Raw genomic sequence first — 20,306 nt, forward strand, 5'->3', positions numbered from 1 at the left:
ACCTCATGAAACCAGAATTCTTCAAGCGCGGCCTGACCCTGCCGCGCTTTGCGCTGCTGGCCCTTTTCCTGGCGGTCGGGCTGGTGGTCTCCGCGCGCTTCGGTGGTTTCGCGCAGGACGCCCAGACCGATCGCGGCATCGTCGCCGACCTGATCTCGAAGGCGCTCTCGAGCGACACCAGCCAGGTCTCGATCGGGCAAGTCAACGGCGCGCTCTCCTCCGATGTCGAGATCCGCGACATCGTCCTCTCCGATCGGGACGGCCCCTGGCTCAGGCTCGACCGCGCTCGCCTGATCTGGACACGCAGCGCACTGCTGTTCCGCAGGCTGGAGGTCAACCGGCTCGAGATCGGCAAGCTCGAGATCATGCGCAAGCCGGCACCTCAACCCGGCGTCGCCGCCGCTAACGACCAGCCGATCCTGCCCGAACTGCCGCTCAAGCTCATCATCAGCGCCTTCCAGCTGAGCGAACTCGCGTTGGGCGAGCCGCTTCTCGGCGTGCCCGCCCGCCTGCGCGCGACCGGCTCCGCGACGCTCGGCGCGCCCTCAGAGGGGCTGGATCTCCGGCTGGAAGCACGCCGCCTCGATGCGCCCGGCGAATTCACGGTTCGCCTTGGCTTCGTGCCCCAGACCACGCGCCTCCAGGTGGCCGCCAAGGTCGACGAACCGCAGGGCGGCCTGATCGCGCATCTCGCCAATCTGCCGGACCAGCCGCCGGTCAAGCTGGATCTGAACGGGGATGGCCCGCTCGACGCCTTCCGGTCGAACCTGACCTTCACGGCCGGTCCGACCATCGGAGCTCAAGGGTCTGCCAATCTCGACCGTTCCGGAAATGCGCGGCAACTCGCACTGGCGCTGGATGCGCGCGTCGAAGGCCTGATGCCGGCCCCGCTTGCGCCCGTCTTCGCCGGCTCCACCAAACTTGATGGCGCGGTCGGCTTTCTCGACGATGGTGCTGTCGATATCCGCAATCTCGCTTTGGTCTCGGCGCTGGCGCGCCTCGGTATCCTCGGACGTTATGGTGCCGACAAGACCGTCGATGTCCGTGTCACCGCAGCCGCCCGGCCCAATGCCGAGGGCCGCACCGTGACCTCCGGCGCTGAGATCGCCCGGCTCGCTTTCGACGCCACGATCAAGGGGCCGGTCGCGGGCCCGACCGTCGTCGCAACGCTCGATCTGGGGGACGCAAAGCTTCCGGCAGGCCAGCTCGGCAAGCTCGCCGCGCGTTTTACCGCGACGCCGAACGGATCGATCGGAACCGCCGGCACCCGCATCGCGCTGGTCGCCGATGGCGAGGCATCCGGCATCGCGCTCACGGATGCGAAGCTTGCCCGCGCCGTCGGCGATCGCGTGACCTTCACCCTGCGTGGCACTGGCAATGACGACTCCACGGCGGATTTCGAGACGCTTCGGCTGGCGATGTCCGGCGTCGAACTCGATTACAAGGGCAAGTTGGGACAGGCCCGCGTTCTCGGGCAGCTGAAAGCCTTGCTGCCCGACCTTTCGCGCCTGAGCGGGCTCGCCGGGCGGCCACTGGCGGGCCGCGCCGATATTTCGGCCGAACTCGACGCGACGCCCCGCACCCACGCCTATGGCGCAACGCTGTCCGGCCAGGCCGATCAACTGGCCACCGGAGAAGCGGCCGTCGACCGGCTGCTTGCCGGCAATCTCACGCTTGCGGGCCAGGTCAGCGCTCTCGCAGGCGACATCACGGTCACCGGCTTGCGCCTTGCCGGCCAGCACGCTGCCTTCACCGCCGATGGCGGGCTCGGTCCCGAGCGTTCCGATCTGCGGCTTGCCCTCGCATTGCCCGATCTGAAGCGCGCCGACCCGCGCCTGTCCGGGCGGGGCGACGTCACGGCCCAGGTGACCGGGCCGCAGAGCAAGCTCGATGCGACCGCCCGCATTGCGGTGGCCAATGCCACTGCTTTGGGGCGCCCGATTCCCCGACTGGCTATCGACGCAGTGGTTCGCGACCTGCAGGGCGCACTCGATTCGCGCCTGACGCTCGCCGGCGAGATCGATGCCAAGCCCGCAACCGGCACGATACAGCTCGCGCGGCTGCCCGATGATGGCTGGAACCTGTCATCGCTCGCTCTTGCGATCGGTTCCGTCCGGCTGAATGGCGCGCTGACGGTCGATCCGGCGAGCCGCGCCGCTGGCCGCCTGACCCTTGCCGCCCGCAATCTCGACGATCTGTCACCGCTGGCATTGACCAAGCTCGGTGGCCAGCTCGACGCCGATATTGCGCTGGCGGTCGTGGATGGCCGGCAGAATGCCAACCTGACGGCGCGCGGAGCCCGTCTTGCCGGTCCTTCCGTCTCGATCGACCGGCTCGATGCCACGATCGGGGCAACGGACATCCGTGGCCGTCCGGCGCTGGATGCGGCGGTGGCCATCGATCGGGCAGTCGTCTCCGGCGAGGCCATCACCGCGATCCGCTTCGATTCGAAGGGCGCGCCTGATGCCAGCGCCTTCACGCTGAGCGCGGCAGCGCGCGGATTCTCGCTTGCGGGGGCGGGGAAGCTGGTTCCGGGCGATCCGCTGAAGCTGGAGATCGCTTCCTTCGATGCGCGCCGCGATGGCCGCAGGATCGCGCTCGCGAATCCGGCTTCGCTGAGCTTTCCGGCCTCCGGCGTCGAGATCGCCAATCTCGCGCTGGCGATCGATGCCGGCCGTGTGACGCTGGATGGACGCGCCGGCGAGACGCTGGACCTGCGCTTCACGGCCAGCGACGTGCCGCTCTCGGCCGCTCGCATCGCGGCGCCCAAGCTCGACCTTTCGGGCACGCTGAACGCACAGGCGCAGATCACCGGGAAGCCGGATGCGCTTAACGGCCCATGGAACGTTCGGATCGCACGGTTGACGACGCCCGAGACCCGACAGGCCGGCCTGCCGCCGATCGAGATCACCGGGGAGGGCGCGTTCAAGGGCAATCAGACGAGCGTCAACGCAACCGTGAACGCCGGGCGCAGCGCGAACCTGACATTGCGCGGAACCGCCCCGCTGAATGCCACCGGAGCGCTCGATCTCAGCGCTCAGGGCCGGCTCGATGCTGCTCTTGCCAATCCCATGATCGCCGCAAGCGGCCAGAGGCTGACAGGGGCGGTCGCACTCGACATGCGGGCGGGGGGCACAGCCTCCGCGCCTCGCTTGAGTGGCACCGCGAACTTCACCAATGGCAGCTTCACGGATGCGCTTCAGGGTATCCGGCTGACGGCTATCGAAGCCCGCCTGAACGCCAGTGGCGAGAACGTCACGATCGAGCGCGCCGCCGCGCAGACTGCAAATGGCGGCACGCTCTCCGCCAGCGGCCAGGTCAGGCTCGATCCGGCAGCCGGTTTCCCCGGTTCGGTCCGAATCCAGGGCAAGCGCGCGCAACTTGTGTCCAGCGGCCTGGTGACGGCGGTCGCCGATCTCGGGCTCGAACTCAGCGGGCCACTGGCACAGCGGCCGCGGATCGGCGGGCGGATCGATGTCGTCTCGCTCGATGTCGCGGTCCCCGACCGCCTGCCGGCTTCGCTGCGCCCCGTCGCCGGCATCAAGCATATCAAGCCCAAAGGCACGGCCGCGGCCCGCCTTGTCGCAGAGCGAAAAGCCCGGCCGCCCACGCGCGGCAACGCCCGGCCGGCCCCGGCGTTCGATGCGATGCTGGCGTTCACCGTCTCGGCTCCGAACCGCGTCTTCATCCGCGGACGGGGCATCGATGCCGAGCTCGGCGGGGAAATCAGGGTTGGCGGCACGCTGGCGTCCCCAGCCATCAATGGCGGCTTCGACCTGCGGCGCGGCCGGCTGACCGTGCTGAGCCAGCGCCTCGACTTCAGCAAGGGGCGGCTGACCTTCGCGGGCAGCACGATTCCGGAACTCGATTTCGTCGCCGAAACCCGCGCCTCGGACGTGACCGCCAGAATCATTGTCAGCGGCCCGGCCGACCAGCCGGCCTTTGCCTTCACCTCGCAGCCGGAGCTGCCGCAGGACGAAGTGCTCTCCCGCCTGCTCTTCGCCCGCGCTTCCGGCTCGCTTTCCCCGTTCCAGGCTCTCCAGCTGGCGCAGACCGCCGCGCAGTTTGCCGGTGGGGGCGGTGACGATTCGTTCGAGAAGCTGCGCAAATCGCTGGGCGTCGACAATCTCGACATCCAGGTCGGGGCAGGCGGTCCGACGGTCGGGGCATCGCGCTATATCGGCGACAATGTGTCCGTCGGCGTGAAAGTCGGTGCGAAGCCGGAAGACAGCGGCGTTTCGATCGGAATCGACGTGACGCGTCGGCTGAAACTCCAGGCCGAGACCGGGGCGGACGGGAGCGCCGCCGTCGGCGTCGGCGCCGAATGGGAATATTGAGCGTCGCTCCGATTGCCGGGCGATCGAGGAATCACCTGTCGGGAAAGCGGCCATAGAGAACCTCTGATCCGGAGCGATTCTGGTTTGGAAGGTTTACAAAACGTGGCCGCCGGGCGCGCAGGGTTAACGACCGGTAAATTTCGTGTCTCAAAGCGTGGCGCGCCTGCAACACCGAGGTCCAAAGCACCCCTCCAGACCCCTCGGCAGGCTGATCGCGGTTGATCGGCGATGCGGCTTTCGTATGGTGGATGGGCGTCGGGACAACCCCGGTCGCTGTTTTTCGTCTTCGCCTCTGAATGGTTCAGGGACGCGGGCGAAAGGCCGGGAAGAGGCAAGTTCGGCGGTTTTGGTCTCCTGGGACTGTCCGCCAAGAACATGTCAAAGCCCGAGGGTCTCGAAACTCTTTTGGAGGTTACCAATGAAGCTCGTAAAGAGCCTCCTCCTCGGTTCCGCCGCCGGCATCGCCGCGGTCGCCGGGGCTCACGCAGCTGACCTTCCCTCGCGGAAGTCGGCTCCCGTTGAATACGTTCGCGTCTGCTCCGCCTACGGCGCAGGCTTCTTCTACATCCCCGGCACCGACACCTGCCTCCGCGTTGGTGGTCGTGTCCGCGCTGAGTACGCTGTCGGCACCCGCTTCGGGGACTTCCAGGACTCGTACGGCACCCGCGCTCGTGGCCGTCTGAACATCGACGCCCGCACCGCCACCGCTTACGGCACCCTGCGTACGTTCTTCCGTTATGAGCTGACCAACAACTCCGGCATCTACAACGTCGGCGCCATCACGCCGTTCAACACCGGTATCGTTGTTCCCGGCACGACCCGCGCTTTCTCCAGCACCGGCTCCAGCCCGAACCTCGACCTGGCCTTCATCCAGTTCGGCCCGATCACCGCTGGTCGCGCTCAGTCGTTCTTCGATTTCTACGCGAACGACTACAACTTCGCTTCGACCCGTACCTCGGACACCCGTCTGAACCTGTTGGCCTACACCGCCACCTTCGGTTCGGGCTTCTCGGCCACGATCTCGGCCGAAGATCGCGTCTCGGGCACGAGCAACCGCGAACTGCCGGGCGTGACGTTCAACCCGAACACCGGTGCCTTCGGCGCCGCTGTCGTTCAGGGCCAGGACTTCCCGGATCTCGTCGGCTCGCTGCGTGTCGACCAGGGTTGGGGCTCCGCTCAGCTGTCCGGCGCTGTCGGCCAGCGTAAGTACGCTGTCGGTAACACGATCGTCGCCGGCCTTGCGCCTGTCGATGGTGACGAGATGGTCTGGGCGATCCAGGGCGGCGTCAAGATCAACCTGCCGATGCTCGCCGCTGGCGACAACCTGATCCTGCAGGCTGCCTATGCTGACGGCGCTCTCGGCTATCTCGGCTGGTACCCGGGCAGCTTCGGCGTCGGCCGTCTCGGCGCTCTGACCCTTGCCGATGCCTCGATCAACACCCTGACCGGCAGCGTCAACAACTCTTCCGGCTTCTCGCTGGTTGCAGCTCTGAAGCACTACTGGACCCCGCAGCTGCGCACCGAGATCACGGCTTCGTACTCGGAACTGAAGCTCAAGTACAACAACGCTGGCACCTTCGGCGCCTTCCCGCGTTCGCTTGATCCCAAGGAATACAACATCGCTGCCAACCTGATCTGGTCGCCCGTTTCGGGTCTGGATATCGGTGTTGAGGTTCTCTACACGCACCTCGACATCCGTAACCAGGTCGGCGTTGTCGACAACTTCAACAACCGCAGCACCATCCTCGGCATCAAGAACGACGACGCTCTTGCTGGCCGCTTCCGCATCCAGCGCGACTTCTGATCGGTTCTCCGATCCTAGTCGGGAGGCCCCGGGGAAACCCGGGGCCTTTTTTGTTTGTTTTCTGTGAGTTGAATGATGGAAGGTGCTTGACGATCCCAGACGATCCGGACTGACTTGATCCCGGCCTGGGTAGCGTCCGCGGAAGACGTGCCTTCAGGCTGGTGAGAGAGCATACTGCGCGCCGGTGAAGCTCGATGAAGCTGATTCTGGACATGCAGGAAGCCGCTCAACCTGTTGAGTAAACTGTCGTTCCTGCTCTTGCGTGGGCGCTAGGCGCCCCGGGAGCGGAACCGGGATCTGGGGTGCTGGAATGGCGCAGGCGGGGCGTTGGCTATGGGGTCTGGTGCCGCTGACATTGCTCTGGGGCGCCGGCAATATCTTTCTCGATGATGCGATAGAGAGCGATGTCGGCCGGCGCGCCGTTGCCGCCGCAACATCCGTCGCTGGCGAGGCTCCAGGCGCTCGCCCCGTCGTCGCGCTCGTTGAGGGCAGGGACGTCATCATCAGTGGCGAGGCGCTATCCGCCGATGGCGCTGCCAAGGCGATCGCGCAGCTCCGTTCGGAATTCGGCGTTCGTCGCGCTTTGGGCGGGCTGTCCCAGGTGGTCGCACAGCGGCCCTATTCCTGGTCCGCGAGCCGCGCGGGCAACACGGTGACATTGAACGGCTTCGTGCCGGACATGGCGACGGCGATGGCCAATGTCGCAGCGGCAGGGACGGCTCTGCCCGGTCTTCGCGTCGAGGATCGGCAAAGCCTGGCCTTCGGGGCGCCTGCCGGGTTCCAGCAGATGACGACTGCGATCCTGACCGAACTGCCGAAGCTGTCCGCCGGCAAGGTGGCGCTCGATGACACGCGGTTCTGCATCGAGGGCACGGCGCAAACACCTGACGGCTTCCTGGCCCTGCAGGCCTCTGCCGCTCGTCTCGCCCAGGGCGGTTTTCAGGCAGTCCCATGCGGGCTCGAACCGCCGGTCGTGACGCCCTACCGCTGGAGTGCCGAGCGTACGGCCGGCGATATTGTGAACGTAACGGGGTTCTATCCCTCCAGCGAGGCACGCCAGCAGATACTCACGCTGCTGCAGCGCAGCTTTCCCACGCCGATCCGCATCGACGATGCGATGAAACCGGCGCTCGGCGCGCCCAGCGCCTTTCTGGCCAAGGTCACCCGCGCGATTGGAGAACTCGCGCGGCTGAGCCAGGGCAAGGCGGAATTGACCGGAGACGTCTACGCCCTGTCGGGCGACGGCCCCCGGAACTATGAAGCCTGCCAGGCGCTTCGGTTGCAGATCGCGCAGCTGGATGGCCCCGATTCTGTGGCGCGGGCCACCATCATCTGCCCGCCGGCGCCTCCACCTCCGCCAGCGCCGATCTTGCCCGCCTTGCCGCCGCTACCCGAGGTTCCGCCGCTCGTCCTGCCCCCTGCGTCCGCCATTCCAGCCCCCGCCAGTCCGGCGAGCCAAGGTGCGCAATCGGATGGCTCGCAGTCGACGGCAGCCACTGCAGAGCCGGCGCCGCCACCGCCACCGCCCCCGAAGCCAGCTCCCGTGGTGCCCCAGCAGTGGAATGCCAAGGTCGCCAATGGGCAGCTCGCCATGAGCGGTCTTGTCCGCGACGAAGCGACCCGCAGCTCCCTTCTGGAGCAGGCGCGGCGATTATTCCCCGCCGGCGTGACGGCGGACGGTCTGACACTGGAGCCCAATCTTCGCAGCGGACCGGATTTCGGGGCGTCGACCAGCTTTGCGCTGGAAGCCCTGGCCAAGCTGAAATCGGGCTCTGTCTCGCTTGCAGACAAGGAGTTCGCGCTGTCCGGGGACGTGGCCGATGCCGGGGCATGGCGCGAGCTCGATGCGCTCCTGCATCAGCGACCTCTGCCCGCCGGGCTGGCGCTGCGCGCCGGAACGTCTTCGCCGGTTCTGCGTCCCTATGATCTGTCTCTGTCGGTCGACAAATCGGGCGTGAGTCTGGGCGGGCATCTTCCGGACACGCAGACGCGCGACGCTTTGCTGGCCCTCTTCGAGGCATCGCCTCTCGCCGGCAAGGTCAGCGACGGCACAGTCATCGTGCCCGGCGCTCCCGCTGGCTTTGCCGCCGCTGCACGAATGGCGGTGACCAATCTGTTGCGGCTCGACATGGGCTCTGCCTCCATCGTCGACGATCTCGTCACGCTTCGCGGCCTGACCTGTCGCGAACTGATCAAGAGCGAGGTCGAAACCAGCGCCGGCTCCGGCCTGCCTCCGGGCTTCAGGAGCGATGCCGTGATCGGCCTGCGCCAGACCGGCTGCGTCGTCGATCCTCCCGCGACCTGCCAGAACGACCTCGACGCGCTCACCAGGCGCAATACCGTTCTGTTCGGGCAGGGCGTCTCGGTGGTGAACCTCGATGCCACGACCGAGCGCGTGATCGGCGAGGCTTTCACCATCTTAAAGCAGTGCCCGGCCTCCCGCATCACCATCGAGGGGCACACCAATCGCGACGGGGAGTGGCGCGGCTTCGACAATTTCGATTTGTCCGAACGCCGGGCTCTGCGCGTGCGCGATGAACTGGTCCGGCGCGGCATCGATCCGGCGCAACTCGCGGTCAAGGGCTTCGGCACCGAGCGGCCGCTGGTGCCCCATGGCACGCCGGATTCCCGCGCGATGAACCGGCGCGTGCAGTTCACGGTCACGAAATAGAGGAGCCGGACATGCTTTATCTCGCCAGCCAGTTCCTCTGGTTTCTCGTCGCGGCCTTCGTGCTCGGCTTCGTCATGGGCTGGGTCAGTCATGAGGGCGGCAAGCATGAGGGCGGCAAGGCGCGCCTTTGGGGCGGCGTTACCGTTTGGGTCGCGGTGCTATGGGCCTGTGGAGCGGTGCTGACCTGGTTCCAGTTCCTGAACGGCGTCCCGGCGACCTGGGTCGAGACGGCGCTGCTCTTCGCAGCCGTCTATTTCGCGGGCTGCGTGCTGGCGAGCCTCATCTGTTCGGCACTTGCGCCCGCGTTCGAGCCCGCAACTGCAGAGGCTATTGCGAGCCCCATTCCGGTTGCGGCGCCCGTCCTCGCTACGGAGCAGCCGCTTGCCGCAACACCCCCGGCCGTCGAGGGCGAGGCCGATATTCCCGGGCAGCGCCCGGCCGGGCTTGCCGCTGCCCGGGACGGCAAGGCGGACGATCTCAAGCTTATCAAAGGGATCGGCCGGCAGAACGAGGGCCGCCTGCATGGGCTCGGTATCTGGCATTTCGAACAGGTTGCGGCCTGGACGCCGGAGAATGTCGAATGGGTCGGCAGCTACCTCGCATTTCCCGGCAGGATCGAACGCGAGGCCTGGATCGACCAGGCCAGGGCGCTCGCGGCCGGAACCGAGACCGAATTCGCCGCGCGGGCGAAGGCCGGGCTGGTTGCCTCTTCGCGGGATGACGGTTCGCTCGGACGGGGCAATGTCGCGACGCTGAGCGGCGACAGCTTCGAGGGTGAGCGTCCCAATAATACGCTCATCGAGGCGCGAGGCGGCAAGCCCGACGACCTGACCCTGATCAAAGGGGTTGGCCCCGCCATAGCAGGTGATCTCAATCGTCTGGGCATCTGGCATTTCACGCAGATCGCCACCCTGCGCGACACCGAAATCCGCTACATCTCGGCCTATGTCGGCTTTCCCGGCAGGGGTATTGCCGAGAACTGGCGGGAGGACGCCGATATCCTGGCAAATGGCGGCGAAACCGCGCACTCGCGTGCGGTGAAGGCGGGGCGCAAGAAACCGGGGAATTGACGGTGTAGCGATAGAGGCGGTTTAGGGCGTCCTGATCCCACACGGAACCGCGCCGTCATCCTGGACAAGAGGCGAAGCCGCGCAGGTCCGGGATCCATCGTAGGAAACAACGCTCTACGATGGATCCCGGGTCGACCTTCGGTCGCCCAGGATGACGGCGCGTTTTCGAGCTGTAGGTCTTTGATTTTGCACCGGCTTCTTCCGAAAACCGCGTTCCACTTTTCAGGCCGATGCTCTAAGCCGCGCGCCGCTCGGCTCGGCCTATGAGCTTCCCGATCCGGCGGATCATCTCCTTCGATCCCAGCAGCGGCGCATGGCCCTGACCCGGCGCCACGAATGTCTCGCAATCGGGGTGACGCGCGCCCATCTCCTGCAAGGTTTTCTCGGCCAGAAGATCGGAATTCTCGCCACGAATGGCGAGGATCGGCACGCCGTTCAGCGCCTCGAAATAGGGCCAGAGCACCGGCAGAGGCGCCTCCAGATCGAGCTCTTCCAGCACCTTCATCAGATTGGGGTCGTAATCCGTCCTGAAATGCCCGTCGCGGTCGGTCCAGGTTCGGCGCGCCATCATCTCCCATTCGGCATCGCCGAGCACCGGGAATTGCTGGTCTGAGAGACGCTTCAGGATCTCGGCACCCTCACTATAGCTGCGCGGCAACGGCAGCTTGCCGACATAGCCCCGGATGCGCAGCAGGCCGCGCGCATCGATCACCGGGCCTACATCGTTCATCACCACGCCCTTGATCGTGGCAGGCTGCGCGGCGGCCAGCGCCATGGTCAGCAGGCCGCCCCGCGAGGTGCCGACGAAGACCGCCTCCGCAATGCCGGTGGCGACGAGCACCTGCATGACATCGTCGAGCTCGACGCGGATATCGTAATTCTTCCAGTCCTTGTCGTAGCCGGACAGGCCGCGCCCACGATAATCCAGCGCCAGCACGCGCCGCGGCTTGGTTTCGTCACGCGACAGAGCCAGCGCCAGTTCGTGGAAATCGGCAGTCGTGCGGGCAAAACCCGGCAGGCACACTATGGGCAAGGCCTGGGAGGCGAGGGGGCCGTAGTCGCGGACGTGAAGTTTCAGCCCATCCCGCGCACTGATGAAGAGCGGTGTGAAATCGGTCTCGGTCGTCATGCGCTCTCTCGGCAGGCCCGCTGGTCGAGCCACCTAACCACGAATTCGACCCCGCTCAAAAGCCTGACAGCCCCGCACGATCCGGTCTTGCGTCGCGATCCTGATGGCGCGATGCCAAATGTGATTTCATGGCCCAGCCGGACAAGACCCAGCCGGACAAGACAATGAATGCACCAGCACCTGAATCGACCCGGAAGTTCGATCCCGGTCGCGCTGCCGAGTATCAGACCCAAAGCCGCATCGCCTTGGCCGGCTACGATGCCTGCCACGAGCTCAGCGCCTGCATGCTCGCGGCGACGTTGGGCGCCGGGCGCGCGGCCAGATTGCTGATCGTCGGCGCGGGCGGCGGAGCGCAGGAGATCGTCTGCGCAGGCGCGCTGGAGCCGGGATGGCGCTTTACAGCGGTCGATCCATCCCAGCCCATGCTCGACCTCGCGTTGGCGAGGCTGCGCGAGCACGGTCTGCTCGAGCGGACAGATGTGCATCTCGGCTATGTCGAGGATTTGCCGCCAGACGGGCGCTTCGACGCGGCCACCTTGATCGGCGTTCTCCATCATTTGCCCGGCGACGCCGCCAAGCGCGATATCCTCGACGCCGTGGCTGCGCGGCTGAAGCCAGGTGCGCCCCTGATCCTCGCGGGCAATCGCCACGCCTATGCAAGCCAGCCGCTTCTGCTGGCGGCCTGGGGCGAGCGCTGGCGCATGCATGGCGCTTCCGCCGATGAGGTACAGGCCAAGCTCGGCAAAATCCTCCAGGGAGCCGACCCGCCGCGCTCCGAAGCCGAAGTTGCCGATCTGCTGGACGAAGCAGGGTTCGACACGCCGAACTGGTTCTTCTCAAGCCTATTCTGGGGCGCCTGTCTCGCGCGCAAGCGACATTAGCGGCCATGCAGGCCCGTCCAGCCGGCCGCCGCGTTTCAGATCCTGGTCGATCAGATAGGCGGTGCGCTGGTCGAGGCGCTGCCGGTAGACCTGCAGGTTCTCCATGACCCGCTGAACATAGTTGCGCGTCTCGTAGAACGGGATGCGCTCGACCCAGTCTACGGCGTCGATCTCCGGCCTTCGTGGATCGCCATAGGCCGCGATCCATTTCTTCACATTGCCCGAGCCGGCATTATAGGCGGCGAAGGTGAGGATATAGGAGCCGCGCCAGTCCTTGAGCAGGTCATTGAGGTGGGCTGCGCCCATCTGGGCGGAATAGAGCGCGTCATAGCCGAGGCGAGGCAAGTCGAAGGGCAGGTTGGCGCGCCTTGCCGTTTCGCGAGCCGTCGCCGGCATCATCTGCATCAGCCCGCGTGCGCCGGCATGAGATTCCGCAGTCGGGTCGAAGGCGCTCTCCTGGCGCGCGATGGCATGGACGATGGCGCGTTCCATAGGGTCGCCCAGCACCGGGAACTCCGGCACGCCGGAGGTCGGAAAGGCCGCCATATCCAGCGGGAAGCCGCGTTGCAGCGCAGCTTTTCCGACAGCGAGCAAGGCGCGCGTGTCGCCCTCGCGCTGGGCGATGCCTGCGACGGCCTCCAGCGCGGGTGTCGTATGCAGTCGCTGGGCGAGGTCTCCCAGCATGGTCGCGGCAAGGGTTCGCTCGCCGATCTTGTAGAGCAGCAGCGCGCCCCGATGGCCGGGAAGCGTGTCGAGGGCGGCGGAGGCGGTGCGCCGCAGCGGCAGATCTGGGAGCCCCAGACGCGCCCGCGCGAGCTGGCCGTAATAGGCGATCGGGTGCTGGGCGGCGCGTTCATAGGCCGTCTTGGCGTCGTCCGCCTTGCCCAGCGCCTCGAAGGCGCGGCCCTGCCAATAGCCGGCGCGCGAAACCGAGATCGGCGTCTCCGCCTGCCTCAGCGCCTCGGTGAAATGCTTGAGCGCCGTCTCGGCGTCATTGCGGAAGCGCAGCGCGATGAAGCCGGCATGCCATTCGGCGTCGATGCGCTCCGCCGGGCTCTCGGCGCCATGTCCGGCCGCGACCTCATAGGCTTTCGCAGCATCGCCGTCGTCGAGCAGCTTGCGGGCGATCAGCCGCCGCTCGACCCACCATTCATCGCCATCGCCAAGCAGCGTCGGGTCGCGGGGCACGTTGACGAGTGCCTTGGCAGCATCCGCCGGCTTGTTGGCGCGCCTGGCCTGCTGTGCGAGCAGAAAGGAAAAGGAGATGTCGGTTTTCAGCGAGGCCGGCACCGCAGCGATCAGGGAGGGCGCAATCGGCTGCTTGGCCGTGGCGCTGGCAAGCCGGGCCTTGGCGAGGACGACATAATCGGCAGAGACACGCGCTGCATTGCGCAGCGCCGGCGCTGCCTTCTCGCGGAAGAGGTAACGCTCGGTGCGCAGGCGATGATCGGCCTGGGTCAGCACGTCGCCGAACGCAGCCAGCACGATCTTCTCCAAGGGCTCGCCGAGATGGTCCTGACGCCAGCTCTGGCGGATCAGCGCCGCCGCATCCTCGGCCTTGCCGTCGGCCTTGAGGGCGAGCGCGAATGCAACGCGCCCCGCCGGGCTGACGGGACGCTGCCCATAGAAGAAGGCGCGGATCATCTCCGGGCTCTTCTTCTCCGCGATCAGGGCCTCCTCGGCGCGCCGACGGAACAATTGCGTCGCCGGATAGTTCGGATAATTGCGCAGGAAGGCGTCGAGCCGCGAAAACCCGATGTTGTTCGCGGAGCGGATCGCGACCCATTCCAGCAGGGCGCGCGCGGTGCGGTCTCGGATCGCGCTGGCAATCGCGTCGCCGTCTACGAGCGCGCCGCGCTTATACGCGGCGACGGCTGTCTTGATCACGTCCGGATCGGCGGTTTCGCCGGGGCGGATGTGTTCGGCTGGAAGGATCTGGTCGGTCGAAAAGGGCGGCAAGGCCGCGGTTGTCTGGACATCGACAGCGGGAGAAGCGATCGCGGGACGAGGCTGCTGCAGCGGATGATCGCCGTCATTGGATGCCCGAATGCTTGTCGCCACCAGAAATGCGGGAACTGCGAGATAGACCAGCCGTTTTCCGGCGATAGGCAAGGCCATGGGCAACTCCACGGTCGGATGCGCAATGAGTGATGGTCGACCAAGCAGGTTGATGAAGGCTTAACTATGAACGCACGCTTTTTGATGGGTTGCCGGCTTTGCCTGCGGCGGGCGAGGGGGTATGTGTGACGGCCCGTAATTTGGACCTCTGCGTCAGGACGCCGCGCTCATGACCAAGCACACAGCCTTCACCGGTTCGCTTCCCGCGCTGGTGACGCCGTTCAAAGGCGGCAAGATCGACGAGGAAGCCTTGCGCGCGCTGGTCGAATGGCAGATCGAGAGCGGCAGCTCCGGCCTCGTTCCCGTCGGCACCACCGGCGAGAGCCCCACATTGAGCCATGACGAGCATAAGCGCGTCGTCGAGATCGTGGTCGCACAGGCCAGGCGCCGCGTTCCGGTGATCGCAGGCGCCGGCTCGAACAACACGTCCGAGGCGATCGATCTCGCTGTTCACGCCGAGAAGGCAGGTGCGGACGCCGTTCTCGTGGTGACGCCCTATTACAACAAGCCGACGCAGGAGGGCATGTACCAGCACTTCAAGGCGGTGAACGACGCCATCGGTATTCCGATCATCATCTACAATATCCCGCCTCGCTCGGTGGTGGACATGTCGGTCGAGACCATGGCGCGCCTGTATGAGCTCACGAACATCGCCGGCGTGAAGGACGCGACGGCCAATCTCGCCCGTGTCTCGCAGCAGCGTCACGCCATGGGCGCGGATTTCATTCAGCTTTCGGGCGAGGACATGACGGCGCTGGCCTATATGGCGGCCGGCGGCCATGGCTGCATCTCGGTCGTGGCCAATATCGCGCCGCGGCTCTGCGCCGATCTGATGGTTGCGACGGCGAAGGGCGACTATGCCGGCGCGCTGAAGGTGCAGGACCGGCTCGTGCCGCTGCACGACGCCGTCTTCAAGGAGCCGGGACTGGCGGGCGCCAAGCATGGCCTGGCGCTGCTGGGCCGCATCGAGGAAGAGGTGCGCCTGCCGTTGTTGCCGGTCACGCCGGCGACGGGCAAGGTCATTCGCGAGGCGATGGTGTTCGCCGGGCTGTTGAATGCCTAAATAGGGAAGGTCGCGTTCGTCCGGTCATCCCGGCGAATGTCCGGGGAGCTGCAGGATGTATGAGCCGAGCCATTTCAAGGTTGAAGACCGCGACGCGCTTTTCGCCGTCATGCGCGAGCATCCGCTCGCGACGCTGGTCACTGTCGGCGAGAGCGGCTTGATCGCCAATCCGGTGCCCTTCGTCGTTCATGCCGATGAAGGCGCCCAGGGCGTGCTTCGGGCCCATCTGGCCCGGCCGAACCCACAATGGAAAGCGATCGCGGCCGGCGCCGAGACGCTGGTGATTTTCACCGGCGTCGAACGCTATGTGACGCCGGCCTGGTACGCGACCAAGCAGGAGACCGGAAAGGTCGTGCCGACTTGGAACTACGTCACGGTTCAGGTGCGTGGACCGGCGCGCGCAATCGAAGATCCGGTGTGGCTGCGGGCGCAATTGGAATCCCTGACCCGCCAGCAGGAGGCGCCGCGCGCCGAGCCCTGGTCGGTTTCGGATGCGCCCGAACCCTTCGTTGCGGCGCAGGCGCGCGGTATCGTCGGCATCGAGATCGAAATCACCTCGCTGATCGGCAAGTTCAAGCTGAGCCAGAACCGTCAGGAGGCCGACAAGCTCGGCGTTCTCAACGGCTTGGCCACCGATCCCGAATCGGAATCTCAGGCGATGGCGTCGCTCGTGAAAACCTATGCATTGGGCGGGAACGCATGAGCAAGCTGGACACCGAGCGCTTCAAGCTGGCGGCCGACAACCGCAAGGCGCGTTACAATTACGAGATCACCGAGACGCTGGAAGCCGGTATCGCGCTGCAGGGCACCGAGATCAAATCGTTGCGTGGCGGCAGGGCGACGATCGGCGAAAGCTATGCCGGACCGATGGGCACCGAGCTCTTTTTGTTCAATGCCCATATCCCGGAATATCTTGAGGCGAACCGCTTCAACCACAACGTCAAGCGGCCGCGCAAGCTGCTGCTGCACCGCCGCCAGATCAACAAGCTGATGGGGGCGATTCAGCGCGATGGCTACACGGTCATTCCGCTGAAGGTCTATTTCAACGATAAGGGCCGCGCGAAGGTCGAGCTTGGTCTGGGGCGCGGCAAGAAATTGCACGACAAGCGCGAGACCGAGAAGAACCGCGACTGGAACCGCGACAAGGCGCGGATCATGAAGGCGGGTGGCGCCTGACGTTTCAGGTTTCGATGGGCTCGTCGCCCTGGCGGATGCCGTAGCGTCGCTCCAGCCCCGGATGAGCGGGCGTGGCCGGGGCCCCCGAAGCGGGGCGACCGCCAGCGCGTTCGGCCGGATCGCGCCCGACCTTCTGCATCAGCTGTGCGAGTTCGACGAATTCGTCGCATTGGCGGCGTAGCTCGTCGGAGACCATTGGCGGGTTCGTCGAGATCGTCGAGACGACGGAGACCTTCACGCCCTTGCGCTGCACGGCCTCGACCAGCGGCCTGAAATCGCCGTCGCCGGAGAACAGATAAATCTGGTCGAGATGCGGCGCGAGTTCGAGCATCTCGATCGCAAGCTCGATATCCATGTTGCCCTTGACGCGCCGGCGGCCGGCCGCGTCGGTGAACTCCTTCGCCGCCTTGGTGATGACGCGATAGCCATTATAGTCCAGCCAGTCGACCAGCGGGCGGATCGAGGAATACTCTTCGCTCTCGACAAGCGTCGTGAAGTAGAAAGCCCGGATCAGGTTTCCCCGACCCTGGAATTCCTTGAGCAAACGGCGATAGTCCATGTCGAAGCCGAGCTGCTTCGAGGTGGCGTAAAGGTTGGCGCCATCGATAAAAAGCGCGACGCGCGGATCGCCGACCATTGCTATTTCTCCAGGAAGAATCGTGTCGAATGGTCTAAATCGGAAAAAATCACGTTCTAACAATGTCGAAGCGCGAATAAACTGTTGATGACCTTGCCTTCAAGTTGTGGCCTCTCGCCGCAGCCGGCGAATAATTCCGCATCAGGCCGCCAGGCCACGGCTGCCCGGCTTTACGGCCGGGATCGCGGCCAACTCGGGTGGCAGGGCATCGGCAGGGTAGGCCGGAATGTCGAGCCGTATTAGGCTGACGAGCGGCACCCCGAGATCGACACGCCCCGCCGAACGGTCGACGAGACAGGCTGCGCCCAGCATTATACCGGGTTCCCCGGCAATCGACGCCAGGCATTCGCGCGAGGATAGCCCGGTCGTGACGATATCCTCGACCATGACCACGCGCGCGCCCTTGGGGATGGCAAAGCCACGCCGCAGCCGGAACTGCCCGTCCTCGCGCTCGACGAAGATGGCCTTGGCCTTGAGATGACGGGCGGTCTCGTAGCCCGGCACGATGCCGCCGACCGCAGGCGAGACGACATAATCGACCGTGCCGAAGGCGGCCTCGATCTTCTCCGCGAGAGCCTTGCAGAGCCGTTCCGTCCGCACCGGGTCCTGGAAGATGAACATCTTCTGCAGGAAGATCGGGCTGCGCAGCCCCGAAGACAGGATGAAGTGTCCTTCGAGCAGCGCGCCGGCATCACGGAATTCGGCCAGAACGTCGTCGTCGGTCATGGTGCGCGTGCCTTGTAGAACAGGAAATGTTCACGCGTCTTTGCGTCGAAACACGGCCCGATGCAAGATATCGGCCTGCCTAGCATGTGGATTGGCTCTGGCGGCGCGCCCCGTCAACCTAACCTTTTGGGAATTCCAGGCCCATTTCGCGGTACCGCTCCGGGTCGTCGCTCCAGTTTTCGCGAACCTTCACGAACAGGAAGAGATGGACCTTGGCTTCGGCCGCCTCTGCGATTTCGATGCGCGCCTTCTGGCCGATCGACTTGATGGTCTGGCCGCCTTCGCCGAGCACGATCTTCCGCTGCCCCTCGCGCTCGACATAGATCGTCTGCTCGATCCTGACCGAGCCGTCCGGACGCTGCTGCCAGCTCTCGGTCTCGACGGTCGAGCGGTAGGGCAGTTCGTCGTGCAGCCGCTCGAAGATCTTCTCGCGTGTGATCTCGGCGGCGAGGAAGCGCAGCGGCGCATCCGAGATCTGGTCTTCGGGGTAAAGCCAGGGCCCGAGCGGGAGGCGGGTCTCCAGCCAGGTCAGGATGTCCTTGACGCCGTAGCCCGTCAGGGCCGCGATCATGAAGGTTGCTTCGAACTTACCGAGCTCGTTCACCTTGGTGGTGATCTCGAGCAGCTTTTCCTTCGCGACGATGTCGATCTTGTTGAGGATCAGGAATTTCGGCTGCTTCAGCTCGGCGAGCTTCTCCAGCAGCCGGGTATTCTCCTCATTGTCGAAGCGCTCGACATCGATCAGGACGCCGATCAGGTCGGCATCGGTCGCGCCGCCCCAGGCGCTCGTCACCATGGCGCGGTCGAGCCGGCGCTTGGGCGCGAAAATGCCGGGCGTGTCGACGAAGATCACCTGCGCCGCGCCAGACAGCGCAATGCCGCGCACCTGCGTACGCGTCGTCTGCACCTTGCGCGAGACGATGGAGACCTTGGCGCCGACGAGCTGGTTCAGCAGCGTCGACTTGCCGGCATTGGGGGCGCCGATCAGCGCTACGAAGCCGCAGCGTGTGGGCCGAGTCTCCTGGGGGGATTGTCCCGCCTCAGCCATTGTCGCTCTCCATTGTTTCGCTCCACAGGCCTTCGCGCCGCAGAAAGGCTTCCGCGGCGGCCTGCTCGGCCAGTCGCTTCGAGGGGCCTTGGGCCTCCGCGTCGACGAGTCCGTTGATGCGCGCCGCGACCCGGAAGAGCGGCGCATGGTCCGGCCCAGAGCGGCCGCGTTCGGTATAGGTAGGCGTCGGGTAGCCTTGGCCCTGCGCCCATTCCTGCAGCGCCGTCTTGGCGTCGCGCAGCGGGCGGACCGGTTTCAGCAGCCGCTCGCCGAAGGCGCGCTCGATCAGGCCGCGCGCCGCCTCATAGCCGCCGTCGATGAAGACCGCGCCGATGATCGCTTCGCAGGCATCGGCGAGGATCGCCTTGTTCTTGCGCGCGCCGCCGAGGATTTCCCCGTCGCCGAAACGCATGAACTGGCCGAGATCCCAGGCCAGCGCCACCTCGGCGCAGGTTTCCTTGCGCACGAGATCGGCGAGCCGGCGCGACATGTCGCCCTCTGCGGCTTCCGGATAGCGCCGGAACAGCATGTCGGCGATGCCGAGGCCCAGCACGCGGTCGCCGAGGAACTCCAGCCTCTGGTAGCTTTGCAGCCTTGGACCCTCGGCGCTCATATGGGTGAGCGCGGTCGCGAGCAGGCCGCGATCTGCGAAGCTGTGGCCGAGTGTTGCCTCCAGCCGGGAGGGATCTGGCGTCTTGCGCCCGGTTTCGCCCGCTTTACTCACTTGATCGCGCTGAACAAACGGCTCCAGCGAACCGTCGAGGGCCATTCCCAGATCCGCCAGGCGGACGCGCCGTCCTCGATCGAGAAGAAGATGATCTCGGCGCGGCCGACGAAATTCTCGAAGGGCACGTAGCCGACGCTGCGGTCGCGCGAATCGAGCGAGTTGTCGCGATTGTCGCCCATCATGAAGAAATGCCCGGCGGGCACGAGGAACACTGCGGTGTTGTCGAAGGTGCCGGTGTCGCCCTCGCGCTCGATGATCTCGTGGCTGACGCCGTTGGGCAGGGTTTCGCGATAGCGGATGACCGAGGCGTTGCGGCCCCAATTGTCGGTGGTGACGTAGTCGGCGATGCGCTCGCGCTTCACCGGCACATTGTTGATGTGCAGGATGCCGTCGATCATCTGGATGCGATCGCCGGGCAGGCCGATCACGCGCTTGATGTAATCGGTCGAATTGTCCGAGGGGAGCTTGAACACGGCGATGTCGCCACGCTTCGGCTCCGCCGCCCAGACACGGCCCGAGAACAGCGGCGGGCTGAACGGGATCGAGTGCTTGGAATAGCCATAGGTGTATTTCGACACGAACAGATAGTCGCCGATCAGCAGCGTCGGTATCAGCGAGCCGGACGGGATGTTGAAGGGCTGGAACAGCAGCGTCCTGATCACCAGCGCGATCAGCAGCGCCTGCACGACGACCTTGATCGTCTCCAGAATGCCGCCTTCTTCCTTGGCCGTCTTGTTCTTGATGTCGGCGTCGTTGGCCACTCGGGGCGCTCCTGGTTCGTCTTGCAAGGCGCGGTCTAGCGGAATGTTGCGCTGCGGACAACGCGCAAGCACGGTCTCGTTACGGGCGTCTCATACATGACGGCAACATGGCGGAAGTGGCGGGCAACGGCGCGATCGGTAGTAAATGGTCCGCGAAT

General features: G+C 65.8%; 15 protein-coding genes. 8 read left to right on the forward strand and 7 right to left on the reverse strand.

What is annotated here, in order from left to right; translation table 11 throughout:
- Positions 1-5: 5 nt before the first annotated feature.
- The 4 genes from C4S73_RS21050 to C4S73_RS28765 all read left to right on the forward strand — a co-directional run bounded on the left by C4S73_RS21050 (position 6) and on the right by C4S73_RS28765 (position 9,882).
- On the forward strand, positions 6-4,337 hold the full coding sequence (locus tag C4S73_RS21050) for a translocation/assembly module TamB domain-containing protein (RefSeq protein WP_160115866.1): 4,332 nt from the start codon (positions 6-8) through the stop codon (positions 4,335-4,337).
- Positions 4,338-4,755: 418 nt separating this feature from the next.
- Positions 4,756-6,141, forward strand: coding sequence for a porin (locus C4S73_RS21055; protein WP_103874501.1), 1,386 nt, complete (start codon positions 4,756-4,758; stop codon positions 6,139-6,141).
- A 310-nt stretch (positions 6,142-6,451) separates the two neighbouring features.
- Entirely contained in the window at positions 6,452-8,812 is a 2,361-nt protein-coding gene (locus tag C4S73_RS21060; protein ID WP_103874502.1) for an OmpA family protein, read from the forward strand.
- A gap of 11 nt (positions 8,813-8,823) precedes the next feature.
- Positions 8,824-9,882, forward strand: a complete 1,059-nt coding sequence (locus tag C4S73_RS28765; protein ID WP_244595709.1) for a hypothetical protein — start codon at positions 8,824-8,826, stop codon at positions 9,880-9,882.
- A 235-nt stretch (positions 9,883-10,117) separates the two neighbouring features.
- On the opposite strand, the gene C4S73_RS21070 is transcribed toward C4S73_RS28765, so the two are convergent.
- Positions 10,118-11,011, reverse strand: coding sequence for an alpha/beta fold hydrolase (locus tag C4S73_RS21070; RefSeq protein ID WP_103874503.1), 894 nt, complete (start codon positions 11,009-11,011; stop codon positions 10,118-10,120).
- Positions 11,012-11,175: 164 nt separating this feature from the next.
- Here C4S73_RS21070 and C4S73_RS21075 point away from each other — a divergent pair, with 164 nt between their 5' ends.
- A complete protein-coding gene (locus C4S73_RS21075; RefSeq protein WP_103874655.1) occupies positions 11,176-11,892 on the forward strand; it encodes an SAM-dependent methyltransferase in 717 nt (238 codons plus the stop codon).
- Here the strand turns inward: C4S73_RS21075 and C4S73_RS21080 are convergent.
- Positions 11,854-14,010, reverse strand: coding sequence for a lytic transglycosylase domain-containing protein (locus C4S73_RS21080; protein WP_103874504.1), 2,157 nt, complete (start codon positions 14,008-14,010; stop codon positions 11,854-11,856). The two genes, C4S73_RS21075 and C4S73_RS21080, sit on opposite strands and share 39 nt — an antisense overlap.
- A 169-nt stretch (positions 14,011-14,179) precedes the next feature.
- On the opposite strand from C4S73_RS21080, the gene dapA reads away from it, so the two are divergent.
- From dapA to smpB, 3 genes are read left to right on the forward strand one after another with little or no spacing between them, the layout of a single operon-like run.
- Positions 14,180-15,073 carry a 4-hydroxy-tetrahydrodipicolinate synthase gene (dapA, locus tag C4S73_RS21085; RefSeq protein WP_103874505.1) on the forward strand — a complete coding sequence of 298 codons (894 nt, stop codon included), beginning with the start codon at positions 14,180-14,182 and terminating at the stop codon, positions 15,071-15,073.
- Between the two features lie 55 nt (positions 15,074-15,128).
- The gene (locus C4S73_RS21090) at positions 15,129-15,776 is read left to right on the forward strand and encodes an FMN-binding negative transcriptional regulator (RefSeq protein ID WP_103874506.1); all 648 of its coding nucleotides are present in this window, start codon (positions 15,129-15,131) and stop codon (positions 15,774-15,776) included.
- Entirely contained in the window at positions 15,773-16,249 is a 477-nt protein-coding gene (smpB, locus tag C4S73_RS21095) for an SsrA-binding protein SmpB (protein WP_103874507.1), read from the forward strand. The genes C4S73_RS21090 and smpB overlap by 4 nt, the downstream gene beginning before the upstream one ends.
- 4 nt (positions 16,250-16,253) lie before the next feature.
- On the opposite strand, the gene C4S73_RS21100 is transcribed toward smpB, so the two are convergent.
- The 5 genes from C4S73_RS21100 to lepB all read right to left on the reverse strand — a co-directional run bounded on the left by C4S73_RS21100 (position 16,254) and on the right by lepB (position 20,148).
- Positions 16,254-16,886 (reverse strand): LabA-like NYN domain-containing protein, encoded by a 633-nt coding sequence (locus C4S73_RS21100; RefSeq protein WP_103874508.1) that lies wholly within the window; start codon positions 16,884-16,886, stop codon positions 16,254-16,256.
- Positions 16,887-17,027: 141 nt separating this feature from the next.
- Positions 17,028-17,612 (reverse strand): orotate phosphoribosyltransferase, encoded by a 585-nt coding sequence (pyrE, locus tag C4S73_RS21105; protein WP_103874509.1) that lies wholly within the window; start codon positions 17,610-17,612, stop codon positions 17,028-17,030.
- Positions 17,613-17,730: 118 nt separating this feature from the next.
- Positions 17,731-18,660 carry a GTPase Era gene (gene era / locus C4S73_RS21110; protein ID WP_103874510.1) on the reverse strand — a complete coding sequence of 310 codons (930 nt, stop codon included), beginning with the start codon at positions 18,658-18,660 and terminating at the stop codon, positions 17,731-17,733.
- Entirely contained in the window at positions 18,653-19,384 is a 732-nt protein-coding gene (gene rnc / locus C4S73_RS21115; RefSeq protein WP_244595710.1) for a ribonuclease III, read from the reverse strand. Before rnc ends, era begins: the two co-directional genes overlap by 8 nt.
- Positions 19,381-20,148, reverse strand: coding sequence for a signal peptidase I (lepB, locus tag C4S73_RS21120; RefSeq protein ID WP_200828068.1), 768 nt, complete (start codon positions 20,146-20,148; stop codon positions 19,381-19,383). Before lepB ends, rnc begins: the two co-directional genes overlap by 4 nt.
- Positions 20,149-20,306 lie beyond the last annotated feature (158 nt).

Origin of the sequence: Allobosea lathyri (assembly GCF_900108245.1) — a bacterium.
GTDB classification, from domain to species: domain Bacteria; phylum Pseudomonadota; class Alphaproteobacteria; order Rhizobiales; family Beijerinckiaceae; genus Allobosea; species Allobosea lathyri.

Coding starts and splice junctions, on each gene's coding strand:
- C4S73_RS21055 (WP_103874501.1), top strand. CDS start 4,756: ATGAAGCTCGTAAAGAGCCTCCTCCTCGGTTCCGCCGCCGGCATCGCC.
- C4S73_RS21090 (WP_103874506.1), top strand. CDS start 15,129: ATGTATGAGCCGAGCCATTTCAAGGTTGAAGACCGCGACGCGCTTTTC.
- era (WP_103874510.1), bottom strand. CDS start 18,660: ATGGCTGAGGCGGGACAATCCCCCCAGGAGACTCGGCCCACACGCTGC.
- pyrE (WP_103874509.1), bottom strand. CDS start 17,612: ATGACCGACGACGACGTTCTGGCCGAATTCCGTGATGCCGGCGCGCTG.
- C4S73_RS21050 (WP_160115866.1), top strand. CDS start 6: ATGAAACCAGAATTCTTCAAGCGCGGCCTGACCCTGCCGCGCTTTGCG.
- dapA (WP_103874505.1), top strand. CDS start 14,180: ATGACCAAGCACACAGCCTTCACCGGTTCGCTTCCCGCGCTGGTGACG.
- smpB (WP_103874507.1), top strand. CDS start 15,773: ATGAGCAAGCTGGACACCGAGCGCTTCAAGCTGGCGGCCGACAACCGC.
- C4S73_RS21075 (WP_103874655.1), top strand. CDS start 11,176: ATGAATGCACCAGCACCTGAATCGACCCGGAAGTTCGATCCCGGTCGC.
- C4S73_RS21060 (WP_103874502.1), top strand. CDS start 6,452: ATGGCGCAGGCGGGGCGTTGGCTATGGGGTCTGGTGCCGCTGACATTG.
- C4S73_RS21100 (WP_103874508.1), bottom strand. CDS start 16,886: ATGGTCGGCGATCCGCGCGTCGCGCTTTTTATCGATGGCGCCAACCTT.
- C4S73_RS21070 (WP_103874503.1), bottom strand. CDS start 11,011: ATGACGACCGAGACCGATTTCACACCGCTCTTCATCAGTGCGCGGGAT.
- C4S73_RS28765 (WP_244595709.1), top strand. CDS start 8,824: ATGCTTTATCTCGCCAGCCAGTTCCTCTGGTTTCTCGTCGCGGCCTTC.
- C4S73_RS21080 (WP_103874504.1), bottom strand. CDS start 14,010: ATGGCCTTGCCTATCGCCGGAAAACGGCTGGTCTATCTCGCAGTTCCC.